Annotated in this window: 15 protein-coding genes; all 15 read right to left on the bottom strand. The window is 41.0% G+C overall.

Annotation, left to right across the window (positions count from 1 at the left end; genetic code table 11):
• Nucleotides 1–227: 227 nt before the first annotated feature.
• Nucleotides 228–1,568: a type I glutamate--ammonia ligase gene (gene glnA, locus EKM61_RS05840; RefSeq protein ID WP_068376984.1), complete on the bottom strand. Its 1,341-nt coding sequence runs from the start codon at nt 1,566–1,568 to the stop codon at nt 228–230.
• 21 nt (nt 1,569–1,589) lie between these two features.
• Nucleotides 1,590–1,988: a MerR family transcriptional regulator gene (locus EKM61_RS05835; RefSeq protein ID WP_068223776.1), complete on the bottom strand. Its 399-nt coding sequence runs from the start codon at nt 1,986–1,988 to the stop codon at nt 1,590–1,592.
• A gap of 189 nt (nt 1,989–2,177) precedes the next feature.
• Entirely contained in the window at nt 2,178–3,446 is a 1,269-nt protein-coding gene (locus tag EKM61_RS05830) for a methionine gamma-lyase family protein (protein ID WP_068223771.1), read from the bottom strand.
• A gap of 5 nt (nt 3,447–3,451) precedes the next feature.
• Entirely contained in the window at nt 3,452–4,384 is a 933-nt protein-coding gene (gene miaA / locus EKM61_RS05825) for a tRNA (adenosine(37)-N6)-dimethylallyltransferase MiaA (RefSeq protein WP_068223767.1), read from the bottom strand.
• Complete coding sequence (locus EKM61_RS05820; RefSeq protein ID WP_068223764.1) at nt 4,377–5,117, bottom strand: glycerophosphodiester phosphodiesterase family protein; 741 nt, start codon at nt 5,115–5,117, stop codon at nt 4,377–4,379. Before EKM61_RS05820 ends, miaA begins: the two co-directional genes overlap by 8 nt.
• Nucleotides 5,118–5,284: 167 nt before the next feature.
• Entirely contained in the window at nt 5,285–5,704 is a 420-nt protein-coding gene (locus EKM61_RS05815) for a rhodanese-like domain-containing protein (RefSeq protein ID WP_068223761.1), read from the bottom strand.
• Nucleotides 5,705–6,106: 402 nt separating this feature from the next.
• The gene (locus EKM61_RS05810) at nt 6,107–7,075 is read right to left on the bottom strand and encodes an ROK family glucokinase (RefSeq protein WP_068223758.1); all 969 of its coding nucleotides are present in this window, start codon (nt 7,073–7,075) and stop codon (nt 6,107–6,109) included.
• A 7-nt stretch (nt 7,076–7,082) separates the two neighbouring features.
• On the bottom strand, nt 7,083–7,304 hold the full coding sequence (locus tag EKM61_RS05805) for a YqgQ family protein (protein WP_068223755.1): 222 nt from the start codon (nt 7,302–7,304) through the stop codon (nt 7,083–7,085).
• 32 nt (nt 7,305–7,336) lie between these two features.
• Nucleotides 7,337–8,008, bottom strand: coding sequence for a rhomboid family intramembrane serine protease (locus EKM61_RS05800; RefSeq protein ID WP_068223752.1), 672 nt, complete (start codon nt 8,006–8,008; stop codon nt 7,337–7,339).
• Nucleotides 8,009–8,016: 8 nt separating this feature from the next.
• Complete coding sequence (locus EKM61_RS05795) at nt 8,017–8,565, bottom strand: 5-formyltetrahydrofolate cyclo-ligase (RefSeq protein WP_068223749.1); 549 nt, start codon at nt 8,563–8,565, stop codon at nt 8,017–8,019.
• A gap of 42 nt (nt 8,566–8,607) precedes the next feature.
• Nucleotides 8,608–8,757: a 50S ribosomal protein L33 gene (rpmG, locus tag EKM61_RS05790; protein WP_075168921.1), complete on the bottom strand. Its 150-nt coding sequence runs from the start codon at nt 8,755–8,757 to the stop codon at nt 8,608–8,610.
• 133 nt (nt 8,758–8,890) lie between these two features.
• The gene (locus EKM61_RS05785; protein ID WP_068280827.1) at nt 8,891–9,115 is read right to left on the bottom strand and encodes a hypothetical protein; all 225 of its coding nucleotides are present in this window, start codon (nt 9,113–9,115) and stop codon (nt 8,891–8,893) included.
• Nucleotides 9,102–9,734 carry a L,D-transpeptidase gene (locus EKM61_RS05780; protein WP_068223745.1) on the bottom strand — a complete coding sequence of 211 codons (633 nt, stop codon included), beginning with the start codon at nt 9,732–9,734 and terminating at the stop codon, nt 9,102–9,104. Before EKM61_RS05780 ends, EKM61_RS05785 begins: the two co-directional genes overlap by 14 nt.
• Nucleotides 9,735–9,798: 64 nt before the next feature.
• Nucleotides 9,799–12,957 (bottom strand): SbcC/MukB-like Walker B domain-containing protein, encoded by a 3,159-nt coding sequence (locus tag EKM61_RS05775; RefSeq protein WP_068223737.1) that lies wholly within the window; start codon nt 12,955–12,957, stop codon nt 9,799–9,801.
• The gene (locus EKM61_RS05770) at nt 12,957–14,081 is read right to left on the bottom strand and encodes an exonuclease SbcCD subunit D (protein WP_068223733.1); all 1,125 of its coding nucleotides are present in this window, start codon (nt 14,079–14,081) and stop codon (nt 12,957–12,959) included. The genes EKM61_RS05775 and EKM61_RS05770 overlap by 1 nt, the downstream gene beginning before the upstream one ends.
• Nucleotides 14,082–14,131: the final 50 nt, after the last annotated feature.

Below are 14,131 nucleotides of genomic sequence, written 5' to 3'. Positions count from 1 at the left end.
ATGTAAAAGACAAACCGATTTCTCAATTTCGAGAAGCCGGTTTGCCTTTTTTAAACGGTCGATTATTTACTGCTTACGATCAAACTACAACAAATGCGCACCAAACCAAATAAAAAAACAGCATTAGAAGTTGCCTAACTTCTAACGCTGTAAAATTGGCTATCAACAGGATTTGACAGAGAGCCAAATAAATCTAACAATTAGACCGCACTTTACATTAATAACATCTAATAAAGCTCAAGGTATTGATCACGTTCCCATTGCGAAACAACCTGGCGGTATGAAGCCCATTCCAAGCGTTTGCTTTCAAGGAAGCTTTGATAAAGATGTGGTCCCAGTGAAGACTTTAATACCTCATCACCTTGCAAAACCTTTAACGCAGTATGCAACGTTGATGGCAAATCAATAATATGATTTGCTTCTCGTTCATCATCATTCATCCGGTAAATATTGCGGTCAACTGCTGGCTGTGGTTCTGCCTTTTGGCGAACACCATCTAAACCAGCCTCCAGCATTGCGGCAATAACCAAATATGGATTAGCTGTTGGATCAACACTACGCAACTCCAAACGGGTTGATAAGCCTCGTGATGCAGGTATTCGAACTAGTGGTGAACGATTTTTGCCTGACCAGGCCACGTAAACTGGTGCCTCAAAACCAGGAACTAAACGTTTGTAAGAGTTAACGGTTGGGTTAGCAATTGCCGTCAATCCGTGAGCATGGCTTAAAAGACCAGCTAAGAAGTGGTAAGCATCATCTGATAGCTGCATCTCACCTTTTTCATCGAAGAAGGCGTTTCCTTTATCATGGAACAAAGACATATTCATGTGCATGCCAGATCCATTTATACCATCCAATGGTTTGGGCATAAAGGTAGCGTGCAAACCATGCTTACGGGCAACCGTTTTAACAATCAATTTAAAAGTCTGAATTTTATCTGCCGCAGCTAAAGCATTAGAATATTTAAAATCAATTTCGTGTTGGCCCGGTGCAACTTCATGGTGACTAGCCTCAACTTCAAAACCCATGTTTTCCATTTCAAGAACAATGTCCCGCCGACAATTTTCACCTAAATCAACGGGGGCAAGATCAAAATAACTACCCTTATCATTAAGATTCAAAGTTGGTTGACCCTTATCATCTAACTTAAATAAGAAAAATTCTGGTTCAGGTCCAATATTAAAATCAGTAAAACCAGCTTCACGCATCTCGTCAAGGACACGAATCAAATTATTTCGGGGATCGCCCATAAATGGTGTACCGTCAGTATTATAGATCCGGCAAATTAGGCGCGCGACCTTCCCGTGTTCAGAACCCCATGGGAAAATCATCCAGGTATCTAATTCTGGATATAAGTACATATCACTTTCTTCAATGCGAACGAAACCGTCAATTGAAGAACCATCAAACATAATCTTATTATTCAATACCTTTTCTAGTTGATTAACCGGAACTTCAACGTTTTTTATAATTCCGCCAATATCAGTAAACATTAAACGGAGAAATTGAACATTTTCATCCTTAACAATCTGACGAATCTCATCTTTTGTGTAGTTAACTTTTGCCATCATATTGCTCCTTATATTAATTTACAGAGGCCTGTGCGTATGAAAAAGAGTTGTTGAACTCTGATCTTCGTTAGTTAGGCGCCCAGCCTGTAGTAATTCATCATGGAAAATTCGGCGAACATCCTCATCTGTGACGGGCTTTTTCAGATCGGCCTGCTTCTTTTGTTTCGCGACTTCTTTCATGTCATAAATATGTTTAATTCCCGCCATATTTATACCCTCTGCCAAGTAGTCCTTAATTTCCAATAAAACATCAATGTCATTCAATGAATACATTCGTCGGTTTCCGTCGTTTCGCTTCGGGTGAATTAAATCTTGCTCTTCATAGTAGCGAATCTGACGTGCGGTAAGATCAGTTAGCTTCATCACCGTACCAATTGGAAAAACAGATAACGAACGTCGCAGCTCTTTCTCTTTCATAGCGACCCTCCCTTTAGACAAACTCATCATAACAAGGCCAAAACTATTTGTCAATAACTTATGTTATGTTTTATAACATAGCCTATGAATGCCGGCCAGACCAATTTATTTAAAGTATGCTTAGGGCCTTTGTACTCGGCTAACACAGGCTATTTATAGCGATAAACTACCAGTCATGAAATAAAAACTTTACTTGGTTTTCTTTTTGCTAAAAAACGTTTCGTTAACTGCAGAAGTGATGGCCAGCTTTACGTGTTCAAACGTTAAACCACCCTGCAAATAAAGTGTGTACGGTGGGCGCAATGGTCCATCCGCCGAAAGCTCAACACTAGCACCTTGAACAAAGGTTCCAGCGGCCATAATAATCTCGTCTTCATAGCCGGCCATGGCTTCGGGAATTGGTGTAACGTAGGCATCAACTGGCGAATACTTCTGAATTGCCGCCGCAAATTTAGTCATTAGCTCAGCTTGACCAAAATTAATCGTTTGAATTAAATCCGTTCTGGGTGCATCCCATTTAGGCTGAACATCCAAGCCTATTTTTTCCAATAATGCCGCGGCGTAAACCGCACCTTTAATTGCTTCACCAACAACGTGTGGTGCCAAAAAGAAACCTTGAAACATATCGCCCATAGTGTTCAAAGTTGCTGATTCACTGGCGCCAATTCCAGGAACAGTCAACGCGTAGCCGGCCTTTTCAACTAATTTCTGGTCACCGGCGATGTACCCACCAGTTTTTGCTAATCCACCACCCGGATTTTTAATTAACGAACCGGCCATTAAATTAGCGCCAACCTGCAGCGGCTCAGTAGTTTCAGAAAATTCGCCGTAACAATTATCCACAAAAATGATCACATTCGGCAAAATCTGTCGAACAAACTTGATCATTGCGGTGATTTGTTCGATGGTAAAACTATCACGAATGGCATAGCCACGGGAACGCTGAATTGCAACTACCTTAGGCTTCTTCGCTAGTTTCTCTTTTACAATCAGCTGGTCCATCTGGCCATTTTCTTGAAGTGGTGCGTAATCAAAATCAATTCCAAACTCCGCTAGTGAACCAATTTTATTTCCGGCAATACCAATCACTTCTTGTAGGGTATCATAAGGCTTACCAGTGATGTAAAGTAGTTCATCTCCCGGTCGTAATAGACCAAAAAAGGCTGTTCCAATCGCATGGGTTCCCGAAACAAATTGTGGGCGTACCATTGCGGCCTCACCACCAAAAACATCAGCGTAGATTGCATCTAATTGATCACGGCCTTCATCATCATAGCCGTAACCATTAGTACCCGTGAAGCTATCCATCGAAACATGGTGTTCACGAAAAGCCGTTAGAACCTTTTCCTGATTAGTTAAAACGTTATCTCTAATTTGTTCAAACCGTGGCTCAACCTGTTGGTCAACCACTTTAACGAATGACTGTAATTTTGGATCTAATTTGTCCAGCCAACTCATTTAAATCACTCCTCATTTAAAAAGTTTTTAACAGCTTGCTTAATTTGCGGTAAATCTTCTGGCCTTGTGACTAAATCATACCAATGAACTGGTAACTGATTTCGAAAAAAAGTTAGCTGCCGCTTGGCGTAATGACGTGAATTCTGTTTGACCTTACTCACCGCCGTTGCTAAATCACATTCTCCTGAAAAATAAGGGAAAAACTCCTTATACCCAATTCCCTTACTGGCTTGAGGAGCTTGCTGCCGCCGCTCGTACAACCATTTTGCCTCTGTCAGTAACCCTGCCTGCATCATTAGATCAACTCGTTGATTAATTCGCCGATAAAGTAATTCCCGCTGGGTTGTCAGTCCAATAATATACGGTTCGTAGTTTGTATTTATTTGATCTGTCTGCGCCGAAAAACGTTTACCCGTCAGTGTATAAACCTCTAACGCTCGAATAATCCGCCGGGTATCCGCCAACGGAATCCGTTTGGCCGCGGCTGGATCAACTTGAGTAAGTCGATTCCATAAGACCTGATTACCCTCTTGCTCAGCAATTAAACTTAATTGCTTGCGTAAGGTTAAATCTTGGGCGGATCTAGCACCGCCTAACTGATAACCGCGTAATAAAGACTGCAAGTAAAAGCCCGTTCCACCAACCACAAATGGTTGTTGTTTGCGGGTAATAATTTGCGTGATTTTTTTAGCGGCTAAATCCGTAAAATCGGCAACCGTGAAACGTTGCTCAACATTACAAATATCCAACAAATGGTGGCGCACACCGGCCATTTCTAGTGATGTTACTTTAGCCGTTCCAATATCCAGATGACGATAAACTTGCATGGAATCACCTGAAATAATTTCACCTGAAAAGGCCTGTGCCAAATTAATTCCTAGGTCCGTCTTACCAACTGCCGTCGGACCAACAATCAAAATCAGTTTCTGTTTAGGCATTCCTTCCACACTCCTGTTCCCGAATCGCCAATGCTTCTTTCGGGTAATCAGTAAAAAGGCCCGCAAAATTGGCCTGAAAACAGTATTTTAAATCGGGTACAGAATTGACGGTCCACGGCCGAACTGCTAGCTCGGCAGGAATTGTTTTTAAATGCCGCTTAACCCAAGCTAACTTTGGGTGCCAAGCCACAACGGTTCCAGCCTTAGTTAATTTTCGCGTTTGGCGACTTGAATATTTAAATAAACTTGCTAAGTGAGCATTCGGTGCGTAAAACTTCAACTGCGCCAATGAAGTTAAATTAAAACTTGAATATAGTACCTGATAAGTATGTTTATTTTGGGTCATGGCTTGAATTACTTTTTGCTCAATTCCAGGATAGTCCGTGTGATCCGTTTTTATTTCTAAATTGAATACTCCAGTAAAGTGCTGTTGATCCAGTAAATTAAGTACTTCTTGTAAAGTAGGAATCCGTTCACCCGCAAATTGTGGCGCGAACCAACTACCGGCGTCCAGCGCTTTTAGTTTTTCCAGCGACAACTGCTTAATTGCGCCCCGCCCATTGGTTGTTCGATTAACCTTCTCATCGTGCATAATGATTAAGGCACCGTCACCGCTACACTGCACGTCAGTTTCAATTCCATCGGCACCATCGACTATTGCCTGGCGAAAGCTAACCAACGTATTTTCCGGGCAGCTTCCCTTACTACCCCGATGACCAAAAATAAGCGTCACTTGATTACCCCCCTTATCAGAAATTCGACTAGACACTGACTTTATAATTACTCAACAATAATTAGTACTTGTACTAGGGACAGTACAGCTTAATCACTTATTCACTAAAAAAGCCCTGATTTATAAAGTTAGCTGGTCACTAAACCGACTTTATAATCAGTGGCTCTTTAAACATGTTTCTTGCTCTTAGTCTTGCCATCCCAATTTTGATAACCTTTTTTTAACCAATAAAGGTTACGGTAGCCCTTACGGTATAATTTGATTGCGGCCCGCGTACTTAAAGTTCGGCCCTGATCATAAAGATAAATTGGTAGATCAGCACGAAGGTCCGTATACCGCTGAGTTAATTGCGAATAAGGTAAATTTCTGGCACCTAAAATATGCCCAGAATCAAAATCCTTAGGCTCGCGTAAATCCACAATTTGGGCCTTACGCATTCCCTTATTAAATACTTCTTCCGTAATTTCCTTACCGACCCGGCGTCTTTGGATGTAGAGATAAAGTTGGTTTCCGACCCAATAAACAACGAACAAGATAATAATTACGTTAAAAATAAAACTAGCACTAATTGCTGCACCTAAAGTCATTTCAACAAACCTCCCGTAAATCACGCGTTTAGTTACTAAACGCCACAATCACTATTTTCACACAAAACCAGTCGATTGACTAGTGGCAAAATAAAAACTGACCAAAAATTATGAATTTTAAGAGTACACCGTAATAAAGCAAGTTATTATTTTTTAAATTTTAGTTTACCCTAATCTAGATAAAAATAATTAGCGACTATGATCTTGTTAACTAATTGAGTTGAGCTAAGTTTAAGTCAACGTCATTTAAACATCGTTTACTTGTCAGTTAATTTAATCACAAAAATACGGAATAATAAGTAGCTCGTGCACTTGGCCGATCAACTGAATAGTTTGTTTTACAAATTTTCAGTAACTTTAAACCAAGTTTAGAAGCCTGCCCATTATTCCGTTCTTAAAGCACTATTTTACAAACTGGCTAGCCAATGAAGCTGCGCCAATAACACCGGCCTCATTACCTAATTCAGCCAACTTAAGCACGGAAGTTTCCCGAACTTGAGGGAATGTATAGAGATTGAAATATTTTTGAACTCGGTCAAGTAAAAATTTACCGGCCGCAGAAACGCCACCGCCAATAACAATATATGAGGGATTCAATGTGTTAGCAACGTTCCCTAACGCAAGTCCTAAGTAACGAGAAACCTTGTCCACAACTATTAATGCTAACGGATCATTTGCTTTAGCAAGGTCAAAAACGATCTTAGAACTGATCTCATCGCCATCATCTAATTTTTGTTTCAAACTAGAAGTGCCTGCGTATTCTTCCGCCATATCCCGGGCAACCCGAACAACGCCAGTGGCCGAAGCAACGGTTTCAAGACAACCCCTTTTACCACAATTACACAAGTAGCCATCAGGATCAATTGTAATGTGGCCAATTTCACCGGCAGAACCAGCCACGCCGTGGAGTAAATGGCCGTCAGCGATGATGCCACCGCCAACACCGGTTCCTAAAGTAACAAAGGCCACGTTTGCGTCATTTTCGCCTGCGCCCTTCCAGCGTTCACCTAAGGCGGCCACGTTTGCGTCATTATCAATTGCAAACGCAATCCCAGTACCTTTTTCGATTTCTCGCTTAGCCTGTTGCAGTGTCTTCCAATTTAAATTGAAAGCACCGATAACAGTTCCTGCTTTTCGATCAACTGTCCCTGGTGAACCCATGCCAATCCCCGCAAATTGATCCGCGGACATTTCAAACAAATCCAAATGATGATTAATTGAATCAATAATATCGGGAATAATATGACTACCTTCATCTAAAATGTTAGTATCAACACTCCAACGTTGTTGAATATCTCCCGTTGTTGTCAAAATGGCAAACTTGATGGTCGTACCACCTAAATCAACACCGATTAGTTTTTTTTCATCCATAAGCGCACTAACCTCCATTATTCTTAATCTGCTCGTGTCGTTCCTCAATTCGATGTTCGTGTTCTAAAACTAGCTTGGCCCGCATGTACGTATCGTGATCCAGTACACCTGCTTCGTGCAAATGATCGAGCTCAAGTCCCATCAATTCAATGTCCCAGATTCGCTTACCAACATAAACGTAAATATTAAATTTTTTTAGTAACTGTTGAACATCATAGAGTGTTTTCATTAGCCACAACCTCACAATTATACATAGAAATACTAATTATTAAAACCCAGATTTAGAAAAAATCCAACCATCGCGATAAATATCACCAGGCTAATAATTTGTCGTCCACGTGACGTGCCACCAATCCTTGGTACGCCGACAATATTTGCAATTAAAAACCCACCTAATAGACCACCCACGTGTCCTGCCAGATCGATTCCCGGTGCAAATAAATCAAAAGCGAGATTTAAAACGATAAAAAGTCCAAATTGGCGGCCAACTGCTCGGATGGCCTGATTATTGCGAAAGGCCTCCATCAGCATAAAGAAAGCACCAAACAAACCAAAAATGGCCGTGCTTGATCCGGCTGATAGATTAGGGCTAAACACAAAACTCGCAATATTACCGGTAAAACCGCTTAATAGATAAATTACTAAAAAACGCCAGTGACCAAACACACCCTCAATTTGCTCCCCAATATAATACAACGTGACAGAATTGACTGCTAGGTGCATTAACCCAATGTGCAAAAACATTGGTGTGAATAGCCGCCACCACTCACCCATTTGGATTAATTGATTAACTTTGGCACCAAAAAAAACGAGAACATTAGTGTTTGTACTTCCTCCGGCCAAAGTCATTAGTCCAAAAATCACCACTTGAATGATCAATAATAGATAAGTGACGTAAGGACCATTTTTAAATTCTTTAAATATTCGTTCCAACTACTCACCTAACCTTTTGTAAAAAACTTCTGAACTTTAACGTCAAACGCCTCTACTGGCCACGTTGGTTCGGTAAAGTACTGTGGTGGTAATACTAGGCTAACCGTATTTTGTGGATGGGCCGCCAGGAATCGATCGTAATAGCCACCACCGAAACCTAAGCGTACCTGTTTAGTGACCGAGAAAGCCACTCCCGGAACTAAAAATAGATCAAATTTATATTTTATAAGGGATGCATTATAAATCGGTTCCAACAAACCGAATTTACTTCTAACTAATTTAGTTGTTGACGTGTAGGGTAGAAACACCATTTGACGTTTGGGCATTACCCGGGGGATATACACACTTTTTCCTAATTGCCAACAAATATCAATCAATGGTTTAGTATCTAACTCAATAGTTTGGCTCAACGTTAACGCAATTACTTGAGCTGCTTTAAAAGTAGTACTTGTCGTTAATTGCTGAATTAAGTCGGCTTCAGCAATCTTTTTATCAACAGTCCCAGCATAATCATTTAATCGTTTAAGTTGCGCCGAACGAATAGTTGTCTTAGTCATAAAAATTCCCCCTACAAAAAAACAACAGGAACTAACCTGTTGTTATTTCGTTTCACGATGTAACGTAACTTTCCGTTCATTTGGGCAATACTTATTAAGTTCCATCCGGTCAGGATTGTTACGTCGGTTTTTACTTGTTAAATAGTTGCGGTGATGGCATTCTGTGCATTCCATCGTAATATTGACACGCATATTTTTGACCCTCCCTGATATTTCATTATTAACGCTATTCTCAAACGAGTACTATCTTATCATTTTTTTATGCTTCTGACCAGTCTTTTTAACAATAAATGTTAAGCAAATCTCCTTGACAGCCAAATTATACTTAATTTGGCATTTTTCCAAGCACTTCATTCAACCGCCAAATTAAAAGTATCAGCAAATAGATGATGATGACCCGCCAAATACTAGACCAAGCCAACATTGCTTGCACATACAGTACCCGGCCCAGTTGCCGATATAAAAATAAACCGATAAAAAGAATCACTGTGGATACCAACGCCTCAAACAACCAACGGTACCGCTTGACTAACCCTCTATTTTTCGTCAATTACCACGCGCATCCCTTCCGGAACGTTTTCGTAAATCCAGCGTGCATCAGGAACTGATAAACGAACACAGCCGTGGGAGGCAGCCGATTTACCTAATTTAGCCGCCTCGGCCAAATTATAATTACCGTTTTCATCAGTTGGTACGGTGTGAAATAAATAAATTCCGTGATCCTTCCACGACACCCAGTAACGAGCACCTTCCCCTGAAGCGGCATTATAGAAAAAATCTCCCCGCTCTTTTTGAATCGCAAAAGTGCCAGTAGGGGTCCCCCCTTTAGTGCCAGTTGAAGCGTACATTCGGTACAGTCGCTTATTGCCATCCATAATGTAAACCCGCTGCCTTTTAATTGCTACTCTGATCCATGCATTTGGGTGTTCTGCCAACTTTGGGTACGGTTTAGTTTCGGAAGGTTTACGCCAATCAATCTTGACGGTCTTCTTTTTTGGTACGACTTGCTTCTTAGCTACAGCCTGCTTCTTAGGTACCTTTTTATTGACCGCAGTTGCATTCGTCGGTTGTTCACTTGGTTGCATTAAGTGGTAACCCACGTTAACAATAACCGTTAAACTTAAAAGCACAACAACAATTTGAAGCATTTTTTTAAACCTTTGTGTCATGTTTTACTCCCCATTAATTATTTTGATTCTTCCTCATTGTCCCATAAAAACACACGTAAACCAACTAACGTGCTGATTGACCTGCAAACGCCATTTGGTAGCGGACATGACTTTTACCGCCACCATCCGTAATGACTTGCAATTGGAATGGTAATTGTTCTTGTAGTTCTTTAACGTGGCTAATAATACCAATCATTCGATTTTTACCTTCAATCGTTTCTAAAGCCGTCATAGCCATTTCTAACGCTTCTTCATCCAATGAACCAAAACCCTCATCGATAAACAAAGCATCAATTTCAACACTACCCGTTTCATTTTGAATCACTTCACCTAAGGCCAAAGCAAGGGCCAAGGCCGCAATAAAGCTTTCCCCGCCAGAAAGCGTATGCACGCTTCTTAACGCACCAACATTATCATCGTAAACATCAATTTCCAAACCGGAATGATTACGATGAGTCCCTGTAGTTTCGTGTAACTGTAACTGATAACGCCCGTTCGTTAATGGCGCTAAACGCTGATTAGCTACAAGTAAAACTTCAGTTAAATAAGTTTGTAAAACATAACGTTCTAAACTCACTTTATTTGCACCATCACCGTTAGCAACGTTAGAGAGCTGGTTCAACTGGGCTAACAACTGCAAACGCGATTTTTTAGCCGCTAAACACTGGTTAATCTTTTTCAGTAACTTTTCGTTGGTTTGCTGATTAGCTTCTGCTTGATAAAAATGAGCACTAATCGTTGTAACTTGTTCTTCTTGCTTAGCTAATTGCTGCTGTAATTTTTTTAAATCAGGCTGCGGTCGGCTTGCGATTAATCCATTTAGATGATCTAATTGGGTTTGCTTTTGTAGCCGCTGGTCATGAAAAGTCTGTAATGTCTGGCGCTTTTCATCCAAGGTCGCTAATTTTGCTAATAATTCCTTAAACTGTTGTTCTGGCCGATCGGTCCAGCGCGATTTTAAGGCCAGTGTCACCTGCTGTTGCAGTTGTTTAACTTTGGCCTTTAACTGCTGTAATTGTTGCTTATTTGCCATCATAGTTGCTTTTAACGCTGCTAATTTTTGATTTGCAGTATCTTTGGTCGTTGTTGCGCCATTAAAGTCAGCCGCAAAGGCCGTAATTTGTTCTTGTAACGATTCTAAATGCTGCTGTAACTCTGCTTCATCTGAAAATTGCGCCGGAACTTGTTCCTGCAAAGATTGTTGCTTTGTTATTGCTTTAACCAATTGCTGGGCACTGGCCTGCTGTTGTTGCTGCAATGACGTTAATTCAGTTTGCAGTCCCTGTATTTTTTGATTGAATTGTTCTGCCAAAATTTGTTGTTTGGAAAGGTGTTGCAGCTCTTGTTCTAACGCTTTTTTTTGCTTTTTTAAATCAGAGATTCTTTGGGTTAGTAAAGACTCAAAATCAGTTAAATTTGTATCTAAATTCACACCTAACAACGTCTCTTGGCTGGCACTTAGTAATGATTGGCGCTTTTTTTCTAATCTTTGCTTGGCCTGTTTTAAAGCAACAGTTCGCTCACTAAATTCAGTTTGCCGTTGGGCCAACTTTTTACGTTCTTGGGTCAATTTGGTTTCCGCTTGCTGAACCTCGGCCTCACTAATCAGTGTACTCGGAAGCGCTGGCGCCGGTTTGGGGTGATCAACTGCACCACAAACTGGGCAAGGCGTTCCGGGCAACAATGATTGACTCAATCGAGCAATTTGCGCCTGGGCCCATTGGCTATTTAACTGGCGGTATTCCTGATCGGCCTCAGAAACCTGTTTTTCTGAATAGCTTGCTTGTTTACCAGTTGTCAGTAAAACTTGCTCAGTTTTAGTCAATTTCTGAGTTTCGCCTTTTAAATCCTCTAACTCATCGCGCCAACTTAAAAGCATTGTTTGCTGACCGGCAATTATATCTAACTTGGCGGTAACCACGGGCCGATTAGCTAACTGGCTACTTAAAGCTTGCTGTTGTCCTTCATTATCATTTAATTGTTGCTGTTTTTCACCTAACGTTGTTTGTAACTTTGTCTGTTTTTCCTTGAGTTGTGCTATTTGTTTCGCCCCAAAGGTTACTTTTTGATAAATTGGTTGTAATTGTTGCATTTTATCCAACTCATGCTGCCTTTTTTGTTGCTCTGGTTGCTTAAGCGTTAAGGCCAAAAACGTCGCATTAGTCGTTTTAACGGTCTGCTGTTGTTCTTCAAGCTCAGTTAGCCTTACCTGGGCCTGCTTTTGCAGTCTGGCCAACTCTTCCTGACTTTGCTCAAGCTGCTGTACTTTAGGCTGTTGCGTCTTGGCCCATTCAAGACTGGCTATTTCACTGGTCAACTGTTTCATTGCCGGCTTCTTTTCCGTTAAGGCCACTAGATCCTGTTTTAAAATAACCGTCTGCTGCTGCCAATCACTCAGTTGGCTAGCCAATGTAGTCTGATTTTGGACTAATTGAACGGCCTGTTTTGCCTGTTCTAATTGCTGTTTTTGTTGCTCAATCTGCGCCTTTAACTGCGTTTGTTGTTGTTCGGCAATTTGTAAAACGTCATCAATTGGCGTATCAGCCTGCGGGTGTTCAAAATCGGATTGCCAAATTAATTGTTGCTGCAACGTTTCGATTTGTTCTTGGGTTTGAAGTAGATCCTTTTGCTCACTGTGTAGTTTGGTTTTCATCATCTGTGCCCAATCAGCATAAAATTGTGTATTAAATAAACGGCGCAAAACTTTTTCTTTGTCGTCACTAGTGGCCGTCAAAAATTGGCGAAATTCACCTTGGGGTAACAAAACGATCTGTGAAAACTGATTGGCGTCTAATTGTAGTAAGTCCTGAATATACTCCTGAACCTTTTTTGCCTTGGTTAATTCTGCTAACTCTTCATCCTGTTCAAAAACGCTTAAGCTAACTTTAGCTGGCTGTTGTCGAAACCCACCGCCACGTTTTTTGGGAACAGTTTGTTCTGGTTGCCGGCAAATCCGGTAACGTCGCTGCCCGTGCGTAAACCAAAAAGTGACCTTAGTCTGGGCATCAGTTGCAGCAAAATTAGACCGCATTGCTGCACCATCACGATCAGCCCCTGAAGTTTGATTAAAAAGTGCATAACACATTGCATCAAAAATAGTCGTTTTACCGCTACCAGTTTTACCGCTAATCAAAAAAACCGGCGTTTCAGTAAATCTTGTAAAATCGATTGTTTCATGTTCGTAGGGTCCAAAGTTCTCCAATAATAACGAGAGTGGTCGCATTAGTTGTCTTCCTTCTGTTCTTGACTTGCCTTCAGCATTTTTGTTGCCCACTGTTGCTGCTGCTCGGTCAATTGTTCACCAGTCACATCAGTAAAATAATTGGCCAATAAAGTTAAAGGATCTAATTTACGGATTTGACGTCTCATCTGTGGCTTTACCACAGGCCCAGTAGTCCGGGTTAGACTGACAATACGCGGATAAATTTTTCTTAACTCCTGCATGACATTAGGAATAATTTTTTGATCAGTCAATTGAATTGCTAGAAAATCATCACGTTGTTGTGTCTTATAAAAGGTAGAATCACTAAGTTCCGCAAAGCTTGCCTTTAAGGTCCGAACGTCATGCAATGGTTTTAAGGGGTGAAAGTCAACCTGATTAGATTCGGTATCCACGATCCAAACCCCCTTTTCTTGGTCAGCCTCAGAAATAGAAAATTTAACCGGTGAGCCACTATAACGAATTTTTTCTGCATGTAATGCGTCTTTACTATGTAAATGACCCAAAGCGACATAATCAAAATCCGTTAATAAAGTTAATGGTACTGCATCTAACCCACCGACAGTAATCTTAGTCTCTGAATCAGTTGTCGAGCTGCCAGCAGCAAAGAAATGAGCAACTAAAACGTGTTTCTTATTAGGTAGAAATTCAGACCTCATTTTCGCGACCACAAACTTCATTGCGGTTGAAATCTGATGAATATCATCTTCTTCAAAGTATTGACGAGCCGCAAAAGGTTCAAAATATGGCAATAAAAAGAACTGCGTATTGCCAATTTCGATTGGCTTAAATGCCGCCGCCAACGTTGTTCGCAAATAAAATTGAGTTGCTGTGTACCAAGGGCTTCCCGTTGCCAACCGAGTAGCACTATCGTGATTACCGCTGATTGCTAAAACTGGCAATTTCTCGGTTAAATTAAGTCGCTGTAACATCTCATTTAAAGTTTTAACCGCTAATTCACTTGGTTGAGCACGATCATAAAGGTCACCAGCAATCACAATTGCATCAACGTGTTCTTCTTTTGCTAACTGCACAATTTGCTCGTAAGCAAATTGCTGCTCCGCCAATAAATCATAACCGGCCAATTTTTTCCCAATATGCCAGTCGGCCGTATGTAAAAAACGCATTTACTCTTCCCCCTAACTCAAACATCCGTTGAATATTCACCGTTTTTAGC

The sequence above is a fragment of the Loigolactobacillus backii genome (assembly GCF_003946275.1).
Taxonomy (GTDB): domain Bacteria; phylum Bacillota; class Bacilli; order Lactobacillales; family Lactobacillaceae; genus Loigolactobacillus; species Loigolactobacillus backii.
This window is presented reverse-complemented; position numbering and strand designations above follow the sequence as displayed.